The following is a 20,300-nucleotide window of genomic DNA, read 5'->3' as shown; positions in this document are numbered from 1 at the left end:
GGGGGCAGATCGGCGGCGGTCTTGAGAAAGCGTTATTCGCCCCAGACGTTCTTAAGGACGCTTACCCAGTTCTCACCCATGATCTTGCGCACCACACGCTCGGAATGGCCGCGCTTGAGCAGGGTTTCGGTGAGATTGGGGAATTCGCCGACTGTGCGGATGCCCAGCGGGTTGATGATCTTGCCGAAGCTGGTCAGGCGGCGGGCGTAGCCCTTGTCGTGGGTCAGGTATTCGAAGAAATCCTGACCGTGGCCCTGAGTGAAGTCGGTGCCGATGCCGATGGCGTCTTCGCCGACGATGTTCATGGTGTATTCGATGGCTTCGGCGTAATCGTCGATGGTCGAATCAATGCCCTTGGCGAGGAACGGCGCGAACATGGTCACGCCGACGAAACCGCCGTGGTCGGCAATGAACTTCAACTCTGCGTCGGACTTGTTGCGCGGATGTTCTTTGAGACCCGACGGCAGGCAGTGCGAGTAGCAGACCGGTTTTTTCGATTCGAGAATGACTTCTTCGGAGGTCTTGGAACCGACGTGGGACAGGTCGCACATGACGCCGACGCGGTTCATCTCGGCAACGATTTCGCGACCGAAACCTGACAGACCGCCGTCACGCTCGTAGCAACCGGTGCCTACCAGATTCTGGGTGTTGTAGCACATCTGCACGATACCGACGCCGAGCTGCTTGAACACCTCGACATAGCCGATCTGATCTTCAAAGGCATGGGCATTCTGGAAACCGAAGAGGATGCCGGTCTTGCCTTGTTCCTTGGCGCGACGGATGTCGGCGGTGGTGCGCACAGGCATCACCAGGTCGCTGTTTTCGCGGATCAGTTTCTGGCTGGCAGCGATGTTGTTCACGGTCGCCTGAAAGCCTTCCCACACCGACACAGTGCAGTTGGCCGCCGTCAGACCGCCCTTGCGCATGTCTTCGAACAGCTCGCGGTTCCATTTGGCAATGATCAGACCGTCGATAACGATGCTGTCGGCGTGTAATTCGGCTGGGCTCATCAGGCGTCCCCTTATTGGCAATTCATGCGCCGAATCGTCTGCCGGCGCTTTGGGGCCAGCATATGCCTCGGTGCCGGGGCGACCGGGTGCAAAAACGACAGGGGAATTGCCGAAAGCGTCAATCCGCGACAAAGGGTCGTCAGCCGCCCTCCTCGGCTGGCTGTTCAAGCCCGCGCGCTTGCGCCAGAATCTGCCGCAGCCTGCACCTACCAACGGATTAGAGCGACCCCAATGAAATCAATAATCCTCGCCCTGGCACTGATTGCGACCGGCGCCCACGCCGCCGAAGAATCCGAGAACAACCCGTGCGACGCGGTGGAAAACGACATCCAGACCCTGGAATGCTCCGCCTACAGCCGCAGCACCGCCGAAGACCTGCTCAAAGACAACTACGCCAGCCTCAACGAACGCATGCAGACCGCATACGGCAAGAACCCGACGCAACTGGCCGACATCACCGCCAAACTGAAAACCGCCCAGCAGCAGTGGTTGAAGACGCGGGATGCGGATTGCGCGGTGGAAGCGTTCCCGGCAACGGCGGGGAGCAAGGCGTTCACCATTGCGCAGAATGATTGCGTGGCGCGGATGAGTGATGAACGGTCGGAGTTTTTGGAGTCGATTGGGCAGGAGTGAGTGTTTGAGCTGTAAGCTGAACCTCTTAAGCCAGTCTAAGGATTCCCATGAACATCTGCGGCATTGAAATCAAAGGCAGCGAAGCGATCATCGCCGTGGCGGCGCTCGATGGTTCGACGTTGAGCCACGTCCCTCTCGCCACGAAGAAGATTGCTCTGGATGACGACGACGAGGCGGCGAACGTGCGGCGGTTCGCGGCGCAGGTGGCATCGTTTGTGCGGGAGAACTCGGTGGACCGGATTGCGATCAAGAAGCGCAGCAAAAAGGGCGAGTTTGCCGGTGGGCCGACGACGTTCAAGATCGAGGGCGTGTTTCAGTTGCTTGATGGTTGTGAGGTGACGCTGCTGTCGCCGCAGACGATCAATGCCCAGGCCAAGAAGCACAATTTCGAGCTGCCCGGGACGTTGAACAAATATCAGCATGAGGCTTACAAGGCGGCGTGCTCGGCGTTGGTGAAGAAATAAGCCGATTCCCGAAATCACCTTGGAACCTGTGGGAGCGGGCTTGCCCGCGATGGCGGTGTGTCCGGCAATAACAATGTTGGATGTGCGGGCCTCATCGCGGGCAAGCCCGCTCCCACAGGGTTCTAGGGTGGTGCTGAAACCATTCACGCCTGCGCGGTACGCCGGTCTTCCCGGGGGCAGCGGGCGAAACGCGCGCGATAACTGCGGGTGAAATACGACGGCGATTCAAACCCGCAGGCAATGCTGACTTCGAGCACGCTCATGTCGGTCTGGCGCAGCAACTGCCGGGCCTTTTCCAGCCTTAACCGCAGATAGAAATTGCTCGGCGTATCGTTCAGGTGCAGCCGGAACAACCTCTCCAGTTGCCGCCGGGTCACCTTGATCGACTCCGCCAGTTGCAGCGTGGTCAGCGGTGGTTCGCTGTGCTGTTCCATCTCGCCGATCACCTGCACCAGTTTCTTGTTGCTGATGCCGTAACGCGTGGCGACTTCCATGCGCTGGTGATCCTTGCGCGGGCGTATGCGCCCGAGCACAAACTGCTCGCTGACCTGAATCGCCAGTTGCGGGCCGTGGGCCTGGGCGATCAGGTCGAGCATCAGATCAATCGAGGCCGTACCTCCCGCAGAGGTGATCCGCCGCCGATCGATCTCGAACAGCTCCTGGGTGACGCTGAGCTGTGGATAAGATTCCTTGAAGGCATCGATCGCCTCCCAGTGCAGGGTCAGGCGATGGCCGTCGAGCAGGCCTGCTTCGGCAAGGACGAAGCTGCCGGTGTCGATCGCACCGAGGGTTACGCCGTCGTTGTCCAGCCTGCGCAACCAGTGTTCCAGCGTCGGCGTGATGAACTTCAGCGGTTCGAAGCCGGCCACCACCAGCAAGGTCGCGCCTTTCTTCAGCGGCTCCAGCGCTGCATCGGCGTTGACCGACATGCCGTTGCTCGCCAATACCGCGCCGCCATCGGCGCTGAGCACATGCCAGCGGTACAACTCGCCGCGAAAACGGTTGGCCACGCGCAACGGTTCGATCGCGGAAATAAAGCCGATGGCGGAGAACCCCGGCATCAGCAAAAAGTAGAAATCCTGGGACATGGGCGCACTCGGTTGGCGGGTCGCGTGGCTCGTTGATACGCCGATTATCGGCGGCGTTCAAGCGCGCAGGTCGCTACAGTGCAAATGCCAGTCGCCGCAGTGCGCTTTCACGGGCCTATAGCTGCGTAACTTGGCCTCACCGGCGCGCAGATGCCGGGAACCACAATAATCGAACTGCCGAGGAACCCGACATGAAACGACTGATCAGCAGCTGCGTTCTTGCACTCAGCGGTACCGCTTTCTTCAGCACCGGCGTGATGGCGGCCGAACCGGCCTCCTGCAAGAACGTACGCATGGGCGTGGTCAACTGGACCGACGTGATCGCCACCAGTGCCATGACCCAGGTCCTGCTCGACGGCCTCGGCTACAGCACCAAACAGACCAGCGCCTCCCAGCAGATTATCTTTGCCGGGATTCGCGATCAGCGCCTGGACCTGTTCCTCGGCTACTGGAACCCGCTGATGACGCAGACCATCACGCCGTTCGTCGAGGCCAATCAGGTGAAAGTGCTCGAAGCACCGAGCCTGAAAGATGCCCGCGCCACTCTCGCCGTGCCGACTTATCTGGCCGACAAGGGGCTGAAAACTTTCGCCGACATCGCCAAATTCGAGAAGGAATTGGGCGGCAAGATCTACGGCATCGAGCCAGGCTCGGGCGCCAACACGCAGATCAAAGCGATGATCGCCAAGAACCAGTTTGGTCTGGGCAAATTCCAGCTCGTCGAATCGAGCGAGGCCGGCATGCTCGCCGCCGTCGATCGCGCCGTGCGCCGCAAGGAAGCCGTAGTGTTCTTCGGCTGGGCGCCGCACCCGATGAACGTCAACATCCAGATGACCTATCTGACCGGCAGCGAAGACGCCCTCGGCCCGAACGAAGGCATGGCCACGGTGTGGACGGTCACCGCGCCGAAATACGCCGAGCAATGCCCGAACATCGGCCGCCTGCTGGCCAACCTGACTTTCACCGCCGAATCCGAGAGCCGGATGATGCAGCCGCTGCTCGATCACAAGGATGCCTTCGAGTCGGCGAAGCAGTGGCTCAAGGATCACCCCGAAGACAAACAGCGCTGGCTTGAAGGTGTGACGACTTTCGATGGCAAACCGGCTGCTGAAAATCTGCAACTGACCAGCAAATAACCCCTCGATTGAAGAGCCCCTCACCCTGACCCTCTCCCACAGGGAGAGGGTATTTCAATCAAGCTTCGCAGCCCCGCAACGGGTTGCGGACAGACCCATCACGCCTGAAGGAAACGCACCATGAACCACGACGTCATCATCACCTGCGCACTTACCGGTGCTGGCGACACGACCGCCAAAAGTCCACACGTGCCGATCACCCCGAAACAGATTGCCGCTGCAGCGGTGGAAGCGGCCAAGGCTGGCGCCACCGTGGTGCACTGCCATGTGCGCGATCCGCAGACCGGCAAGTTCAGCCGTGACGTGGCGCTGTACCGCGAAGTGATGGAGCGCATCCGCGAGGCGGACGTCGACATCATCGTCAACCTCACCGCCGGGATGGGCGGCGACCTGGAAATCGGCGCTGGCGAGAACCCGATGGAGTTCGGCCCGAACACCGATCTGGTCGGTCCGCTGACCCGTCTCGCCCACGTTGAACAGTTGCTGCCGGAAATCTGCACCCTCGATTGCGGCACGCTGAACTTCGGCGACGGCGACACCATTTACGTCTCCACCCCGGCGCAACTGCGCGCCGGCGCCAAGCGCATCACCGAACTGGGGGTGAAGGCCGAACTGGAGATTTTCGACACCGGGCATCTGTGGTTCGCCAAGCAGATGATCAAGGAAGGCTTGCTCGACAACCCGCTGTTCCAGCTGTGCCTGGGCATCCCGTGGGGCGCACCGGCCGACACCACCACGATGAAAGCCATGGTCGACAACCTGCCCGCCGACGCGGTGTGGGCCGGCTTCGGCATCGGCCGCATGCAGATGCCGATGGCGGCGCAAGCGGTGCTGCTCGGCGGCAACGTGCGGGTCGGCCTGGAAGACAATTTGTGGCTGGACAAAGGTGTGCTGGCGACCAATGGCCAATTGGTTGAGCGCGCCACGGAGATCCTCAGCCGCCTCGGTGCCCGGGTGCTCACACCGGCAGAAGGCCGGAAGAAAATGGGCCTGACCCAGCGCGGCTGATCCATCACCCATTTCACCTGTAGGAGCTGCCGAAGGCTGCGATCTTTTGACTTTGATTTTTTAGAAGCAAGATCAAAAGATCGCAGCCTTCGGCAGCTCCTACAGGGCTCTTCGAACTCTTCAGGACATCACCATGCGCTTTATCACCGAAATCAAAACCTTCGCCGCTCTCGGTAGCGGTGTCATCGGCAGTGGTTGGGTCGCCCGTGCCCTCGCACACGGCCTCGATGTAGTGGCCTGGGATCCGGCGCCCGGCGCTGAGGCGGCATTGCGCCAACGCGTGGCCAATGCCTGGGGCGCGCTGGAGAAGAACGGCCTGGCGCCGGGTGCTTCGCAGGATCGTCTGCGTTTTGTCGCGACCATCGAGGAATGCGTGCGTGACGCCGACTTCATCCAGGAAAGCGCCCCGGAGCGGCTGGAACTGAAGCTCGATCTGCACAGCAAAATCAGCGCCGCGGCCAAGCCCGATGCGCTGATCGGCTCCAGCACTTCAGGCCTGTTGCCCAGCGAGTTCTACGAGAGTTCGACGCACCCTGAACGCTGCGTGGTCGGGCATCCGTTCAACCCGGTGTATCTGTTGCCGCTGGTGGAAGTGGTCGGCGGCAAAAACACCGCGCCCGAGGCGGTGCAAGCGGCGATGCAAGTCTACCAGTCCCTCGGCATGCGCCCGTTGCATGTGCGCAAGGAAGTGCCGGGTTTCATCGCCGATCGCTTGCTTGAAGCGCTGTGGCGTGAGGCGTTGCACCTGGTCAACGACGGTGTCGCGACGACCGGCGAGATCGACGATGCAATCCGTTTTGGCGCTGGTCTGCGCTGGTCGTTCATGGGCACGTTCCTGACCTACACCCTGGCCGGCGGCGATGCCGGCATGCGCCACTTCATGTCGCAATTCGGTCCGGCGTTGCAGTTGCCGTGGACGTATCTGCCGGCACCGGAGCTGACCGACAAGCTGATCGATGATGTGGTCGATGGCACCACTGATCAGCTCGGTCGGCACAGCATTTCGGCGCTGGAGCGCTATCGTGATGATTGTTTGCTGGCGGTGCTTGAAGCGGTGAAGACCACCAAAGAGAAGCACGGAATGAGTTTCAGCGAATAGACCTTGCAAAGCGCTTCCGGCCCATTCGCGAGCAGGCTCGCTCCCACAGGTAAACGCATTTCAATGTGGGAGCGAGCCTGCTCGCGAAGACGGCAGTCCAGTCATCATCAATGTTGGAACCGAAACCATGCCCCACCTCACCACCTACCAAACCACCATCATCCCCGACTGGGTCGACTACAACGGCCACCTGCGCGACGCCTTCTACCTGCTGATCTTCAGCTACGCCACCGACGCGCTGATGGACCGCCTCGGCATGGACAGCAGCAACCGCGAGGCCAGCGGCCACTCGCTGTTCACCCTCGAACTGCACCTCAATTATCTGCACGAAGTGAAACTCGACACCGAGGTCGAAGTGCGCACGCAAATCATCGGCCATGACAGCAAGCGCCTGCACCTCTACCACAGCCTGCACAAGGTCGGCGATGAGCAAGAGTTGGCCGGCAATGAACAGATGCTTTTGCACGTCGACCTCGCCGGCCCGCGCTCGGCACCGTTCAGCCCCGATACGTTGCATCGCTTGCAGGCCATCGTCGCGGATCAGACCGACCTGCCCGCTCCCGCTTACATCGGCCGCGTGATCGCGCTGCCACCCGCTCGGTAAATCCCCCCCATCGCCAAGGAGCCGCCATGAACACCGCCGTCGCTGTTGCCGATTTTCGTACTTATCCGTTGATCAGCGCGCTCGGTGGCGTGCAGGGTCTGGCGGATCGCGTTGTCATCGAATGGGCTGACGGTCGTGTCAGCCCGTTTCACCACGTATGGCTGCGCGACAATTGCCCATGTGATCAATGCGTCTACAGCGTCACTCGCGAACAGGTCTTCGAGAGCGTCGATGCCGCCGAAGATTTGCAACCGCTGGCCACGCGCATCGACAGCGATGGCTGCCTGCGCATCGACTGGCAGGACGGTCACCTCAGCCGCCTCGATCCGGGCTGGCTGCGCGCTCATGCCTATGACGACGAATCCCGCGCCGAACGCCTGGCGGGCAAATCGCAGCCCCGTTTGTGGCACAGCGATCTGCAGTTGCCGGTGTTCGACTACACCGCGCTGATGAACGACAACGCCGCGCTGCTGCAATGGTTGCTCGCCGTGCGCGACATCGGCCTGACCCAAGTGCGCGGCGTGCCCACCGAGCCGGGCTCGCTGAAGCTCATCGCGCAGCGGATTTCCTTCATCCGCGAAAGCAACTTCGGCGTGCTGTTCAATGTGCAATCCAAAGCCGACGCCGACAGCAACGCCTACACCGCCTTCAACCTGCCATTGCACACGGATCTGCCGACTCGCGAGCTGCAACCGGGGCTGCAATTTCTGCATTGCCTGGTGAATGATGCCGAGGGTGGCGAAAGTATTTTCGTCGATGGTTTTGCGATCGCCGACGCCTTGCGTCTGGAGGATCCGCAGCTGTTTGAGGCCCTGTGTGAAATACCCGTGGAGTTCCGCAACAAGGACCGGCACAGCGACTATCGCTGCCTGGCACCGGTCATTGCTTTGGATGCGCTGGGCCGGGTGGCGGAGATTCGCATGGCCAACTTTCTGCGCGGGGCGTTCGATACGTCGGTGGCACAGATGCCGCTGCTGTATCGAGCCTATCGGCGCTTTATTGCGATGACCCGCGAGCCGCGATTCCGGCTGATGCAGCGGCTCAAGCCGGGCGAATTGTGGTGCTTTGACAACCGCCGCACGCTGCATGCGCGCAATGCTTTTGATCCAGCGACCGGGGCGCGACATTTTCAGGGCTGCTATGTCGACCGGGATGAGTTGTTGTCGCGGATTCTGGTGTTGCAACGTTGAACCGAGTCATCGTTCTTCGCGAGCAGGCTCGCTCCCACAGGGGTACGCATTCCAAAGTGGGAGCGAGCCTGCTCGCGAAAGCGCCAGCGGGAACAACAAATCTCTGGCTGATTCACAGGCAAAAAAAACTCCGATCAAGCCGTGACAGGATCGGAGCTGAGGAGGGTACTGTTGAGGAGCTGCCAGGCGAGGGTGACCAAACCTTCGTGAAGCGAGCTGGGGCCAGTGTGCCTAGTCGACAATCCAGTCGGTTAGCCGAAAACGACCTGTTCATAGTCGTCCCGGCCACCGCGACAAAACGCCCTTGCCGCGTCCGGTCGGGGCCACCAGAATCGAGCCAAGACCTCCGTTGCCACAGAAGGATTTGCGTAATGATGTACGCCGATTTGATTGACCAGGAAGATCTGTTGGGCCAGCTCAAGGCCTTGGGTATTCAGGTGCCGAGCGGTACCACCGCCGAGCAGGCCTGTGAGTGCGCGGTGCGTGGCCTGGATAATGTTCGCGCATTCGAACTGCGCAAGATGGTCAAGGACATGTACACCAGCGGCGCCAGCATTCAGCCGGCGGTGCGTCAGGCGATCGACAAACAGTTGTTGCCGGCCCTTGCGGATTACCAGCAGTCCCACAGCGCCTGAGAAACCCCTTCGCGAGCAGGCTCGCTCCCACCTGATCGTTCCCACGCTCTGCGTGGGAACGATCAGACTCGGTCTACAGCCTTACGCTGGCAAACGTCGACTCATTCCGTGCCTGACTCAGCGCTGACATCGGCCCCGACAGCGGCGACATCACGATGGCCTGCGGCAGCGGCAGCATCGCTACCTGCTGGGTGGTGTTGGAGCCCACGCGCTCGTCACGCGGCGGAATGCCGAAGTACTCGCGATAGCACTTGGAGAAGTGCGGCGTGGAGACGAACCCACACACCGACGCCACCTCGATGATCGACATCGGCGTCTGCTTGAGCAGTTGCCGGGCGCGGATCAGGCGCAGCTTCAGGTAGTAGCGCGATGGGGAGCAGTGCAGGTATTTCTGGAACAACCGCTCCAGCTGTCGACGCGACACCGCGACATACACTGCCAGCTCATCAAGGTCGATCGGCTCTTCCAGATTGGCCTCCATCAACGCGACGATTTCCTGCAGCTTCGGCTGATTGGTGCCGAGCATGTGCTTGAGCGGCACACGCTGATGATCCTGTTCGTTGCGGATGCGCTCGTAGACGAACATTTCCGAGATCGCTGCCGACAGTTCACGACCGTGATCGCGGCTGATCAGGTGCAGCATCATGTCCAGCGGCGCGGTCCCGCCGGAACTGGTAAAGCGGTTACGGTCGAGGGTGAACAGTCGTGTGCTCATGGCCACGCGCGGGAAAGCTTCCTGCATCGCCGCCAGACATTCCCAGTGCACGCTGCAATCGAAGCCATCGAGCAGACCGGCGCAGGCCAGCGCCCAACTGCCGGTGCACACCGCGCCAAGGCGCTTGGACTGGCGCGCCTGACTTTGCAGCCACGAGACGTGTTCACGGGTCACGGTGCGTTGAATGCCGATGCCGCCGCAGACAATCACAGTGTCCAGAGGCGGGGCTTTGTGCATGGAGGCGTCGGGAGTGATCTGCAGACCGTCACTGGCCCAGACCTGGCCGCCATCGACGGTGAGGGTGCTCCAGCGATACAGCTCGCGACCGGACAACTGGTTGGCCATGCGCAGCGGCTCAACGGCGGACGCCAGGGAAATCAGCGTGAAATTGTCCAGCAGCAGAAAGCCGATGGATTGAGGCGCACGGTTCTGGGGTTGGGCCCCGGAGTTGAACGACGTCATCGCGGTATCTCCTCACACAAAGCGGGTGGCGGCCTCAGGCGGAGGCTCTTGTTATTGCCCGCGTCTCACAGAGAAAGCAGGCTTTGTTATGACAGAGCAATTGCCGTGCCTGAAATTGGACGGCCATTCAATAACTCCTGAAAACGACCTCGCGACGCGTCTATACGAGACCTCGGAACACGCCATTTCGAAGTGCCATCAGATGCCGCGAGAGCCCTGCCGCGCAGCCCGTGAGCAGATCGGTAGCACTTGTGGGAACTGGCCTGCAGAGGATTTGCACAGAGTGTCACCGCAAGCACGGACGACGGACGGTCAGGTAACGACTGACAAGTCACGACTGACAATGACGCTTGTCTGATTGCGACGCGCCAAAAGGTGGCGCGGCTGGATTGGGGTGTTCTTTTGTTGAGCAGTTTTGACTGGTCTGGCGCCTTCGCGAGCAGGCTCGCTCCCACATTGGAATCTGGGGTCCACAAATATTGTGTTCACTGGAGATCTATTGTGGGAGCGAGCCTGCTCGCGAAGCATTCACCCCGGTGTGGCTGGCTCAGCACTCAACAGCACTGACCGCCAAGCCACCGCGCGAAGTTTCCTTATATTTGTCATGCATATCGGCGCCGGTATCACGCATGGTGCGGATCACCCGGTCCAGCGAGATAAAGTGCTGACCGTCGCCACGCAGAGCCATCTGCGCCGCGTTGATCGCTTTCACTGCGGCAATCGCATTGCGCTCGATGCACGGCACTTGCACCAGCCCGCCGACCGGGTCGCAGGTCAGGCCCAGGTTGTGCTCCAGGCCGATTTCCGCTGCGTTGCACAATTGTTCAGGGGTGGCGCCGAGAATCTCCGCCAGCCCTGCCGCCGCCATCGCGCAGGCCGAACCGACCTCGCCCTGGCAACCGACCTCGGCCCCAGAGATCGACGCATTCTTCTTGCACAAAATGCCGACTGCCGCCGCGCCGAGGAAATAGTCGACGACGTTGGCGTCGGTGACCGCTTCGCTGAACTTCATGAAATAGTGCAGCACCGCCGGGATGATCCCCGCCGCGCCGTTGGTCGGTGCAGTGACCATGCGCCCGCCGGCAGCATTCTCTTCATTGACGGCCAGGGCGAACAGGTTGACCCACTCCATCGCGCTCAGGGTCGAGCCGATGACATTGGGTTTATTCAGCTCTTGCAGGCTGCGGTGCAACTTCGCCGCACGCCGCCGCACGTTCAGGCCGCCGGGCAGAATGCCTTCGTGCTTGAGGCCCTGCTCGACGCAATCCTGCATCGCCCGCCACAGTTTCATCAGCCCGGCACGGATCTCTTCTTCGCTGCGCCAGACCTTTTCGTTGGCCATCATTAGTTCGGCGACGCGCAGGTTGTGCGTTTTGCACAACTGCAGCAGCTCGACCGCACTGGAGAAATCGTAGGGCAATTCGGTGCGATCCAGATCGACCACACCGCTGGCCGCTTGCGCCTCATCAACGACGAAGCCGCCGCCGACTGAATAGTAGGTGTCACGATGCAGCTCACCGAATTCGCCTTCGGCAACCAGGGTCATGGCGTTGGGATGGAATGGCAGGTTTTCGTCGATCAGGCGCATGTCCCGCGCCCACACAAACGGCACCGACAGGCGACCATCCAATAAAAGCGTATGGGTTTCGCGCAGCGCCTGAATGCGCGGGCCGATCTGCGCCGGGTCGATTGCGTCCGGCCACTCGCCCATCAGGCCCATGATCACCGCGTTGTCGCTGCCGTGGCCGATGCCGGTGGCCGATAGCGATCCGAACAACTGCACCTCGATGCGCCGCACCTGCTCCAGTTGATGCTTGCCGCGCAGCGACTCGACAAATAGTGCGGCGGCGCGCATCGGGCCGACGGTGTGGGAACTGGAAGGGCCGATGCCGATTTTGAACAGGTCGAAAACGCTGATAGCCATTGCTGCGAAGCTCCTGAGAATACCGGTCCGGGCGGCAAAAGCGCCCGCTGGCGGAGCTGCTACGCTCAAGCTGCGATCCGCCGAATGCCGGCATCATCGGGCTTTTGTCGGCGCGCACGGCGTCTGACACCGACGCAGTCATGTCCAGCAGCGTCGTCACGTTTTCGCCCCGCAAATACGCCGTTTTTATGCAGTCGAGCAGGTCATCGGGGGCGGAAAAAAGCTGTAAGCGACGTCACCGACACTGGAAGCGACCATCCCTGTACTGGATACGACCCTCCCTGTAGGCGTCAGATTTTCACTGGTACATGATCGGGATGACTCGATTGCAAGGCGCTGCGGTAGAGCTGTCTCAAAAACGCCACCAACCGCAACCCATAAGTGCGGTGGTCCACAGTCGGAACACTGCCAAAAAAAACACCAAGGAGTCCATCCATGAAAGGTTCCCCGTCGTTGTTGTTGGCCGCCCTGCTGAGTCTGCCGTTACTGGCGCAAGCCGCAGAACCGGCACAGTGCAGCCTCGTTAACTTCTCCGATGTCGGCTGGACCGACATCACCGCAACCACCGCCACCACTTCCGTTGTTCTCAACGCCCTCGGCTACAAGACCAAGACCACCATGATCTCCGTGCCCGTGACCTACAAGTCGCTGGCCGACGGCAAGAACATGGACGTGTTTCTCGGTAACTGGATGCCGACCATGGAGAACGACATCAAGCCGTATCGCGATGCCGGCACCGTCGACACCGTGCGCACCAACCTCAAGGGTGCCAAATACACCCTCGCCGTGCCGCAAGCCCTGTACGACAAAGGCCTGCATGACTTCGCCGACATCGCCAAATTCAAGAAAGAACTCGACGGCAAGATCTACGGCATCGAGCCGGGCAACGACGGCAACCGGCTGATCCAGAGCATGATCGACAAGGACGCCTTCGGCTTGAAAACCGCTGGCTTCAAGATCGTCGAATCCTCCGAGGCCGGCATGCTCTCGCAAGTCGACCGGGCGCAGAAGCGCGACACCGCCGTGGTCTTCCTCGGCTGGGCACCGCACCCGATGAACAAGCGCTTCAAGATTCAATACCTGACCGGCGGCGACGATTTCTTCGGCCCCGATTTCGGCGCAGCCACCGTGGCGACCAACACCCGCAAGGGTTACGCCGAAGAATGCAGCAACGTCGGTCAGTTGTTGAAAAACCTGGAGTTCACCGTCGACATGGAAAGTGAACTGATGGGCAACATCCTCGACGACAAGATGAAGCCTGACGCGGCCGCCAAGGCCTGGCTGAAAAAGAATCCACAGGTGCTCGATACCTGGCTCGCTGGCGTGACCACCATTGACGGTAAACCAGGCCTGGAGGCCGTGAAAGCCAAGCTCGCGCCTTGATTTGAGGGGCATCGCTTATGCCGGGCAGGCGTGCCTGCCCGGGCTGTTAATTTCCTTGCATGCGGACGTTCACTACCATGCTGATTGATCAGAAAATACCTTTAGGCCAGTACATCGCGGGCTTCGTCGAATGGTTGACGCAACACGGCGCCAACACCTTCGACGCAATCGCCGTGACACTGGAAACGATGATCCACGGCGTGACGTTTGCGCTGACCTGGTTCAACCCACTGGTGCTGATTGGCCTGATTGCCATCATCGCCCATCTGATTCAACGCAAGTGGGGCCTGACCGCGTTCGTGGTCGCCTCGTTCCTGCTGATCCTCAACCTGGGGTACTGGCAGGAAACCATGGAAACCCTCGCCCAGGTGCTGTTCGCCACCCTGGTCTGCGTGTTGATCGGCGTGCCGCTGGGCATCGTCGCCGCGCACAAACCGATGTTCTACACCATGATGCGGCCGGTGCTCGATCTGATGCAGACCGTGCCGACCTTCGTTTACCTCATTCCTACCCTGACCCTCTTCGGGCTGGGTGTGGTCCCGGGCCTGATCTCCACGGTGGTCTTCGCCATCGCGGCGCCGATCCGCCTGACCTACCTGGGCATCCGTGATGTCCCGCAAGAACTGATGGACGCCGGCAAGGCCTTCGGCTGCTCGCGTCGCCAATTGCTCTCAAGGATCGAACTGCCGCACGCCATGCCGAGCATCGCGGCGGGCATCACCCAGTGCATCATGCTGTCGCTGTCGATGGTGGTGATCGCGGCACTGGTCGGCGCCGACGGACTCGGCAAACCGGTGGTCAACGCACTGAACACTGCTGATATTGCGCTGGGCTTCGAAGCAGGCCTGGCAATCGTACTGCTGGCGATCATGCTCGACCGTATCTGCAAACAACCCGACGCCAAAGTAGGGGGTGACGCATGAGCATAATTCGCTTCGAAGACGTCGACGTAATCTTCTCCAAGGACCCGCGCGAGGCACTCAAGCTGCTCGATCAGGGCATGACCCGCAACGAGATCCTGAAGAAGACCGGGCAGATCGTCGGCGTGGAAAAAGCCACGCTGGACATCAACAAAGGCGAGATCTGCGTGCTGATGGGCCTCTCCGGCTCGGGCAAGTCGAGCCTGCTGCGCTGCATCAACGGCCTCAACACCGTGAGCCGCGGCAAGCTGTTCGTCGAGCATGAAAACCGCCAGATCGACATCGCGTCCTGCACGCCCGCCGAGCTGAAGATGATGCGCACCAAGCGCATTGCCATGGTGTTCCAGAAGTTCGCCCTGATGCCCTGGCTGACAGTGCGCGAGAACATCAGTTTCGGTCTGGAGATGCAGGGCCGACCGGAGAAGGAACGCAAGAAACTGGTCGATGAGAAACTCGAACTGGTCGGCCTGACCCAATGGCGCAACAAGAAGCCTGATGAGCTATCCGGCGGCATGCAGCAGCGCGTCGGCCTCGCCCGCGCGCTGGCGATGGACGCCGACATTCTGCTGATGGACGAACCGTTCTCGGCCCTCGACCCGTTGATCCGCCAGGGTCTGCAGGATGAACTGCTGGAACTGCAACGCAAGCTGAGCAAGACCATCGTGTTTGTGAGCCACGACCTCGATGAAGCACTCAAATTGGGTAGCCGCATCGCGATCATGAAGGACGGTCGGATCATCCAGTACAGCGTGCCGGAGGAAATCGTCCTCAACCCGGCGGACGACTATGTGCGCACCTTCGTCGCCCACACCAATCCGCTCAACGTGCTCTGCGGCCGCAGCCTGATGCGCACGCTGGACAAGTGCAAACGCATCAACGGCTCGGTGTGCCTCGATCCGGGCGGCGACTCGTGGCTGGACCTGGCCGAAGGCAACACCATCAAAGGCGCACGCCAGAACGGCTCGGTGCTGAACCTGCAGAACTGGGCACCTGGCCAAGCGGTGGAAGGCCTGGAGCGCAAACCGACGCTGGTGGACTCGAACATCGGCATGCGTGACGCGCTGCAGATCCGTTATCAGACCGGCAACAAGCTGGTGCTGCACGATAACAATCATGTGGTGGGGATTCTGGGCGACAGCGAGTTGTATCACGCGTTGCTGGGCAAGAATCTGGGGTAATGCGCCAGGTGGGATAAAAAAAGGGATCGCGGTGAGCGATCCCTTTTTGTTGGGTCAGGAATAGCCCCTCACCCTAGCCCTCTCCCAGAGGGAGAGGGGACCGATCGGGGGATGCTGCAGATCTGCACCGACCTGATCTTGCTTTACCGAATCCATAATCGACTCGATCTTTCAGGTCAATGTACAACGCCAGAAACCTCAGTCGGCTCCCTCTCCCTACGGGCGGTCCGACGTTTCGGGAGGGCTGGGGTGAGGGTCAGCTTTTGACTTTAGCTATAAACCCGCCCCAACAACTGCCGATGGCTTTCAAACTGATCGAGCACATCCCGGGTAATCTGCTCCGGGGTGAAGCCCATCAAGTCATAGTCCTGACTGCCATTGTGCAAATACACCTCAGCGCGGTAATAACGCTGACGCGCTTCATCGGACTGCGCCGATTCGGTCGGGGTCGCCAGATAACCATCCAGGCTCACTTCGTAAACGAAAGGGTTGCCCTCTTCCATCTCGACCCGCACACCCATGCAACGCTTGGCTTTGCCCAGCAGCGTCTGCACTTCAATGCCCTGATTGCGCAATTGCGCCGCTGCATCTTCCAGCGCCGGAGTGACGTGCTTGTCCATGAAGCGCTGCACCACCGATTGGCTCGGCTGCAGATCCAGTTGCGTCAGGCGCTCACTGAAACCACGGCGTCCGCGCTCGGCCAGTTGTGCTTGCTCCTGTTCGATCTGCACGTCCTGGCGCATCGCCTTGTGCAGGCCGAACATGAAGCAGATCAGCACCACCGAGAACGGCAGGCCGGCCAGCACCACCATGGTCTGCATGGCTTCGAAGTTGCCGGCGAACAGCAGGCCGATGGTCACCAGGGTGATCACCACCGACCAGAAGATCCGCAGCCAGTGCGGCGCGTCTTCATCGACGTTGCCGCCCTTGCAGGAAAGATTCGCCATCATCACCGCGCCTGAGTCGGCCGGGGTCAGGAACAGCACGAAGCCGACAAAGATCGACACACCAATCACGACTTTCGACGCCGGATAATGCTCAAGCAACTGATAGATCGCCATCGACGGCTGTTCCAGCGCCGTCTTGCCCAGCTCCACCGCGCCCTGATTCATCACCAGATCCAGCGCCGAGTTGCCGAAGATCGACAGCCACGCCAAGGTGAAGCCCAGCGGAATCAGCAGCACGCCAGCAACCAGTTCACGCACGCTGCGGCCACGGGAAATCCGTGCGATGAACATACCCACGAATGGCGCCCAGGAAATCCACCAGGCCCAGTAGAACAGCGTCCACAGGCCCAGCCAGCGGTCGGACTTGGCGCTGTCGCCTTCATAGACGTAAAGGTCGAAGGTCTTCAGCACCACGCCGTTGAGATAGTCGCCAATGTTCTGCACGAAGCCGTTGAGCAGGTGCAGGGTCGGGCCGAACAGCAGGACGAAAATCAGCAGGCCGCTGAACAGCACGATGTTCAGGTTGGACAGACGACGGATGCCGTTTTCCACACCGGACACAGCGGCGATGGTCGCCACGGTGCTCATGACGATGATGACGATCAGCAGGTTGGTGTTGCTGTGCTCCATGCCGAACAGGTTTTCCAGCCCGGACGACACTTGCAGCGAGCCAATCCCCAGGTTGGTCACCAGGCCCAGCAGGGTCACGAACATGCCGAAGCCGTCCACCGCGTGACCGGCCGCGCCCTTGACCCAACGCTCGCCCACCAGCGGATACAGCGCCGAACGCAGGGCCAGCGGCTGGTTATGCCGATAGGCAAAATAAGCCACCGCCAGACCAACCAGTGCGTAGATCGCCCAGCCGTGCAGGCCCCAGTGCAGGAAAGTCAGTTGCACCGCCTGCCGCGCCGCCATATTCGTCGCCGAGGTGCCTTCCGGCGGATTGAAGTAGTGATCCAGCGGCTCGGACGCGCCGAAGTACAGCAGCGAAATGCCGATGCCCGACGAGAACAGCATCCCCGCCCAGGCGCCGTAGCTGAAATCCGGGGTGTCGTCCTTGCTGCCCAGTTTGAGTTTGCCGTACGAGGAAAACGCCAGACCGACCACGAACACCAGGTAGGCGGCGATCACCACCATGTAGTACCAGCCGAAGCTGCGCGACAACCAGGCCTGGGCCATGCCCAACATTCTGCCGGCCTCTTGCGGGGCGATGATCAGAATGGCGGTCAACAACAGAATCAGCGCGGTCGAGGTGTAGAACACCCAACCGTTGACCGTCACCTTCTCGGGCGGGGTCTTTATTAGCGAGGCAGAACTCATGGCACAAATGCTCCAGGCAGTGCGAGAGAAGAACACAAGGCATCACGGAACCCGACCAATCGGTTAGTTGGCAGCCGACCGGCGGGTGATATAAAGACACTCCGAAAAAAGCCCGAACCTGCCGAAATGGCGTTGCGTATTCACTTTCGTGGCCAAAGGTGCCGGACGTTCATCCGAAACCTGACCCCGAGCGTCTTGCCCTTTCAACACGTCCTTCGAATCGCGAACCGCGCCATGCCCCACGCAGGTTTCGATCCGTTTCAGGTGTCGGTTTTTATCGTCATTACACGTAGGAATTTTCTGTAGGCAGCGACGAATTGTCGCAGATCTTATTCTTTGTTGATTGAACGTTCAATCAAAACAAAATAGACTGGCCCTCAATCCGATCGGCGTCATTCGCCTCTCGGAAGGCCTAAGGAGATGTGCAAGATGCCCAAGGTCGGTATGCAACCCATCCGCCGCCAACAATTGATCGAAGCCACTTTGCAAGCGGTCGATCAGGTCGGAATGGGGGACGCCAGCATTGCGCTGATCGCCCGTTTGGCCGGTGTCTCGAATGGCATCATCAGTCATTACTTTCAGGACAAGAACGGCCTGATCGCCGCCACGATGCGGTACCTGATGACCGCCCTCAGCGAGAGCGTCACCGCGCGCCGTCAGGCGCTGGCAGATGACAACCCACGGGCGCATCTGCAGGTGATCATCGAAGGCAACTTCGACGCCAGCCAAGTCAATGGCCCGGCAATGAAAACCTGGTTGGCCTTCTGGGCCACCAGCATGCACCAGCCGTCTTTGCACAGGTTGCAGCGGATCAACGATCACCGTCTGTATTCCAACCTGTGCTGCCAGTTCCGCCGTGTGCTGCCGCTCGAAGATGCGCGCAGCGCCGCCCGGGGTCTGGCAGCGTTGATTGACGGCTTGTGGTTGCGCGGCGCGCTGTCGGGAGACGCTTTCGACACCGCTCAGGCGCAACAGATCGCTTACGAATACATGGATTTCCAATTGGCCAAGAAGGTGAGCTAGAGCACACAGAAAATGCTCGGCCCCTGAACTCCACCGCAGCGTGATCGCGGTGGTCAACGCCAACCACCAATGCACTTGCGAGGACACTATGGCCCGTTTCGAACTGCAAAAACTCTACATCGATGGCGCGTACACCGACGCCGGCAGCGACGCCACCTTCGAAGCCATCAACCCGGCGAACGGTGAAGTCCTCGCACTGGTGCAACGTGCGACCAAAGACGACGTCGAGCGCGCCGTGGTCAGCGCCGAAAAGGGCCAGAAAATCTGGGCCGCGATGACGGCCATGGAGCGTTCGCGCATCCTGCGTCGCGCCGTCGACATCCTGCGCGAGCGCAACGATGAGCTGGCCGCGCTGGAAACCCTGGACACCGGCAAATCCTTCTCCGAAACCAAGTACGTCGACATCGTCACCGGCGCTGACGTGCTGGAATACTACGCAGGCCTGGTGCCCGCCATCGAAGGCGAGCAGATTCCGCTGCGTGACACCTCTTTCGTTTACACCCGTCGCGAGCCGCTGGGCGTGGTCGCCGGTATCGGCGCGTGGAACTACCCGATCCAGATCGCGCTGTGGAAATCCGCTCCAGCCCTGGCGGCCGGTAACGCGATGATCTTCAAGCCAAGTGAAGTCACCTCGCTGACTACTCTGAAACTGGCCGAGATCTACACCGAAGCCGGCGTGCCGAACGGCGTGTTCAACGTCCTGACCGGCAGCGGCCGCGAAGTCGGCACCTGGCTGACCGAGCACCCGCGCATCGAGAAAATCTCCTTCACTGGCGGCACCGACACTGGCAAGAAAGTCATGGCCAGCGCTTCGGCTTCGTCGCTCAAAGACGTGACCATGGAACTGGGCGGCAAGTCGCCGCTGATCATCTGCGACGACGCCGATCTGGATCGCGCCGCCGATACGGCGATGATGGCCAACTTCTACAGCTCCGGTCAGGTCTGCACCAACGGCACTCGCGTATTCGTACCGGCGCACCTGAAAGCCGCGTTCGAGGCCAAGATCGTTGAGCGCGTTGCGCGCATCCGCGTCGGCAACCCGGAAGACGAAAACACCAATTTCGGCCCGCTGGTCAGCTTCGCCCACATGGAAAGCGTGCTGGCCTACATCGAAAAAGGTAAGGAACAAGGTGCCCGCGTCCTGTGCGGCGGTGGTCGCCTGACCGACGGCGAATTCGCCAAAGGCGCATTCGTTGCGCCAACCGTGTTCACCGACTGCACCGACGACATGACCATCGTCCGCGAAGAAATCTTCGGTCCGGTCATGGCGATCCTCTCCTACGAAACCGAAGAAGAAGTGATCCGCCGCGCCAACGACACCGACTTCGGTCTGGCTGCCGGTATCGTCACCAAAGACCTGAACCGCGCCCACCGCGTGATTCATCAACTGGAAGCCGGTATCTGCTGGATCAACGCCTGGGGCGAGTCCGACGCAAAAATGCCGGTCGGCGGCTACAAGCAGTCGGGTGTGGGCCGTGAGAACGGGATCAGCTCGCTGAACAACTTCACCCGCATCAAATCGGTACAGGTCGAGCTGGGCGATTACGTCTCGGTGTTCTGA

18 protein-coding genes are annotated in these 20,300 nt (G+C 60.7%); 13 read left to right on the top strand and 5 right to left on the bottom strand.

Annotated features, from left to right (window positions below; all coding sequences use genetic code 11):
- Window positions 1-32: 32 nt before the first annotated feature.
- Entirely contained in the window at window positions 33-1,010 is a 978-nt protein-coding gene (locus ACV8MC_RS08865; RefSeq protein ID WP_024014597.1) for a dipeptidase, read from the bottom strand.
- 231 nt (window positions 1,011-1,241) lie between these two features.
- Between ACV8MC_RS08865 and ACV8MC_RS08860 the strand changes: the two genes are divergently transcribed.
- Window positions 1,242-1,643, top strand: coding sequence for a lysozyme inhibitor LprI family protein (locus tag ACV8MC_RS08860; protein ID WP_039757631.1), 402 nt, complete (start codon window positions 1,242-1,244; stop codon window positions 1,641-1,643).
- Between the two features lie 47 nt (window positions 1,644-1,690).
- On the top strand, window positions 1,691-2,107 hold the full coding sequence (locus tag ACV8MC_RS08855) for a DUF3010 family protein (RefSeq protein ID WP_016772815.1): 417 nt from the start codon (window positions 1,691-1,693) through the stop codon (window positions 2,105-2,107).
- Window positions 2,108-2,250: 143 nt separating this feature from the next.
- On the opposite strand, the gene ACV8MC_RS08850 is transcribed toward ACV8MC_RS08855, so the two are convergent.
- Entirely contained in the window at window positions 2,251-3,195 is a 945-nt protein-coding gene (locus ACV8MC_RS08850) for a GlxA family transcriptional regulator (RefSeq protein ID WP_041476759.1), read from the bottom strand.
- Between the two features lie 191 nt (window positions 3,196-3,386).
- Here ACV8MC_RS08850 and ACV8MC_RS08845 point away from each other — a divergent pair, with 191 nt between their 5' ends.
- From ACV8MC_RS08845 to ACV8MC_RS08820, 6 genes are all read left to right on the top strand, one after another.
- A complete protein-coding gene (locus tag ACV8MC_RS08845) occupies window positions 3,387-4,331 on the top strand; it encodes a choline ABC transporter substrate-binding protein (RefSeq protein WP_071173857.1) in 945 nt (314 codons plus the stop codon).
- 120 nt (window positions 4,332-4,451) lie between these two features.
- Complete coding sequence (locus ACV8MC_RS08840) at window positions 4,452-5,339, top strand: 3-keto-5-aminohexanoate cleavage protein (protein ID WP_457265041.1); 888 nt, start codon at window positions 4,452-4,454, stop codon at window positions 5,337-5,339.
- A 133-nt stretch (window positions 5,340-5,472) separates the two neighbouring features.
- Complete coding sequence (locus tag ACV8MC_RS08835; RefSeq protein ID WP_056786523.1) at window positions 5,473-6,438, top strand: L-carnitine dehydrogenase; 966 nt, start codon at window positions 5,473-5,475, stop codon at window positions 6,436-6,438.
- 127 nt (window positions 6,439-6,565) lie between these two features.
- Entirely contained in the window at window positions 6,566-7,042 is a 477-nt protein-coding gene (locus ACV8MC_RS08830) for a thioesterase family protein (protein ID WP_122699698.1), read from the top strand.
- A 26-nt stretch (window positions 7,043-7,068) separates the two neighbouring features.
- The gene (locus tag ACV8MC_RS08825; RefSeq protein WP_457265039.1) at window positions 7,069-8,232 is read left to right on the top strand and encodes a gamma-butyrobetaine dioxygenase; all 1,164 of its coding nucleotides are present in this window, start codon (window positions 7,069-7,071) and stop codon (window positions 8,230-8,232) included.
- A gap of 371 nt (window positions 8,233-8,603) precedes the next feature.
- Window positions 8,604-8,867: a hypothetical protein gene (locus ACV8MC_RS08820; protein WP_008083190.1), complete on the top strand. Its 264-nt coding sequence runs from the start codon at window positions 8,604-8,606 to the stop codon at window positions 8,865-8,867.
- Between the two features lie 73 nt (window positions 8,868-8,940).
- On the opposite strand, the gene gbdR is transcribed toward ACV8MC_RS08820, so the two are convergent.
- Both gbdR and ACV8MC_RS08810 read right to left on the bottom strand, forming a co-directional pair.
- Window positions 8,941-10,044 carry a choline metabolism transcriptional regulator GbdR gene (gbdR, locus tag ACV8MC_RS08815; RefSeq protein ID WP_007949927.1) on the bottom strand — a complete coding sequence of 368 codons (1,104 nt, stop codon included), beginning with the start codon at window positions 10,042-10,044 and terminating at the stop codon, window positions 8,941-8,943.
- Window positions 10,045-10,591: 547 nt separating this feature from the next.
- Window positions 10,592-11,968 carry an L-serine ammonia-lyase gene (locus ACV8MC_RS08810; protein WP_056786515.1) on the bottom strand — a complete coding sequence of 459 codons (1,377 nt, stop codon included), beginning with the start codon at window positions 11,966-11,968 and terminating at the stop codon, window positions 10,592-10,594.
- Between the two features lie 435 nt (window positions 11,969-12,403).
- Here ACV8MC_RS08810 and ACV8MC_RS08805 point away from each other — a divergent pair, with 435 nt between their 5' ends.
- From ACV8MC_RS08805 to choV, 3 genes are all read left to right on the top strand, one after another.
- Window positions 12,404-13,351: a choline ABC transporter substrate-binding protein gene (locus tag ACV8MC_RS08805; RefSeq protein ID WP_016772806.1), complete on the top strand. Its 948-nt coding sequence runs from the start codon at window positions 12,404-12,406 to the stop codon at window positions 13,349-13,351.
- Window positions 13,352-13,428: 77 nt separating this feature from the next.
- On the top strand, window positions 13,429-14,274 hold the full coding sequence (gene choW / locus ACV8MC_RS08800) for a choline ABC transporter permease subunit (protein WP_016772805.1): 846 nt from the start codon (window positions 13,429-13,431) through the stop codon (window positions 14,272-14,274).
- Complete coding sequence (gene choV, locus ACV8MC_RS08795; protein WP_016772804.1) at window positions 14,271-15,449, top strand: choline ABC transporter ATP-binding protein; 1,179 nt, start codon at window positions 14,271-14,273, stop codon at window positions 15,447-15,449. The genes choW and choV overlap by 4 nt, the downstream gene beginning before the upstream one ends.
- Before the next feature lie 269 nt (window positions 15,450-15,718).
- Here choV and ACV8MC_RS08790 read toward each other — a convergent pair whose 3' ends face one another.
- Window positions 15,719-17,659: a BCCT family transporter gene (locus tag ACV8MC_RS08790; RefSeq protein WP_223630511.1), complete on the bottom strand. Its 1,941-nt coding sequence runs from the start codon at window positions 17,657-17,659 to the stop codon at window positions 15,719-15,721.
- 486 nt (window positions 17,660-18,145) lie between these two features.
- Between ACV8MC_RS08790 and betI the strand changes: the two genes are divergently transcribed.
- Both betI and betB read left to right on the top strand, forming a co-directional pair.
- Window positions 18,146-18,739 carry a transcriptional regulator BetI gene (gene betI, locus ACV8MC_RS08785; RefSeq protein ID WP_041476768.1) on the top strand — a complete coding sequence of 198 codons (594 nt, stop codon included), beginning with the start codon at window positions 18,146-18,148 and terminating at the stop codon, window positions 18,737-18,739.
- A gap of 88 nt (window positions 18,740-18,827) precedes the next feature.
- Window positions 18,828-20,300 (top strand): betaine-aldehyde dehydrogenase, encoded by a 1,473-nt coding sequence (gene betB, locus ACV8MC_RS08780; RefSeq protein ID WP_039757620.1) that lies wholly within the window; start codon window positions 18,828-18,830, stop codon window positions 20,298-20,300.

The organism is Pseudomonas sp. PK-RTE-24, assembly GCF_054052265.1.
The sequence above is the reverse complement of the archived record's forward strand: the minus strand, read 5'-3'. Positions and strand labels throughout refer to the sequence as shown.

Coding starts and splice junctions, on each gene's coding strand:
- betB (WP_039757620.1), top strand. CDS start 18,828: ATGGCCCGTTTCGAACTGCAAAAACTCTACATCGATGGCGCGTACACC.
- betI (WP_041476768.1), top strand. CDS start 18,146: ATGCCCAAGGTCGGTATGCAACCCATCCGCCGCCAACAATTGATCGAA.
- ACV8MC_RS08830 (WP_122699698.1), top strand. CDS start 6,566: ATGCCCCACCTCACCACCTACCAAACCACCATCATCCCCGACTGGGTC.
- choW (WP_016772805.1), top strand. CDS start 13,429: ATGCTGATTGATCAGAAAATACCTTTAGGCCAGTACATCGCGGGCTTC.
- ACV8MC_RS08865 (WP_024014597.1), bottom strand. CDS start 1,010: ATGAGCCCAGCCGAATTACACGCCGACAGCATCGTTATCGACGGTCTG.
- ACV8MC_RS08840 (WP_457265041.1), top strand. CDS start 4,452: ATGAACCACGACGTCATCATCACCTGCGCACTTACCGGTGCTGGCGAC.
- choV (WP_016772804.1), top strand. CDS start 14,271: ATGAGCATAATTCGCTTCGAAGACGTCGACGTAATCTTCTCCAAGGAC.
- ACV8MC_RS08805 (WP_016772806.1), top strand. CDS start 12,404: ATGAAAGGTTCCCCGTCGTTGTTGTTGGCCGCCCTGCTGAGTCTGCCG.
- ACV8MC_RS08860 (WP_039757631.1), top strand. CDS start 1,242: ATGAAATCAATAATCCTCGCCCTGGCACTGATTGCGACCGGCGCCCAC.
- ACV8MC_RS08810 (WP_056786515.1), bottom strand. CDS start 11,968: ATGGCTATCAGCGTTTTCGACCTGTTCAAAATCGGCATCGGCCCTTCC.
- ACV8MC_RS08845 (WP_071173857.1), top strand. CDS start 3,387: ATGAAACGACTGATCAGCAGCTGCGTTCTTGCACTCAGCGGTACCGCT.
- ACV8MC_RS08850 (WP_041476759.1), bottom strand. CDS start 3,195: ATGTCCCAGGATTTCTACTTTTTGCTGATGCCGGGGTTCTCCGCCATC.
- gbdR (WP_007949927.1), bottom strand. CDS start 10,044: ATGACGTCGTTCAACTCCGGGGCCCAACCCCAGAACCGTGCGCCTCAA.
- ACV8MC_RS08825 (WP_457265039.1), top strand. CDS start 7,069: ATGAACACCGCCGTCGCTGTTGCCGATTTTCGTACTTATCCGTTGATC.
- ACV8MC_RS08835 (WP_056786523.1), top strand. CDS start 5,473: ATGCGCTTTATCACCGAAATCAAAACCTTCGCCGCTCTCGGTAGCGGT.
- ACV8MC_RS08855 (WP_016772815.1), top strand. CDS start 1,691: ATGAACATCTGCGGCATTGAAATCAAAGGCAGCGAAGCGATCATCGCC.
- ACV8MC_RS08820 (WP_008083190.1), top strand. CDS start 8,604: ATGATGTACGCCGATTTGATTGACCAGGAAGATCTGTTGGGCCAGCTC.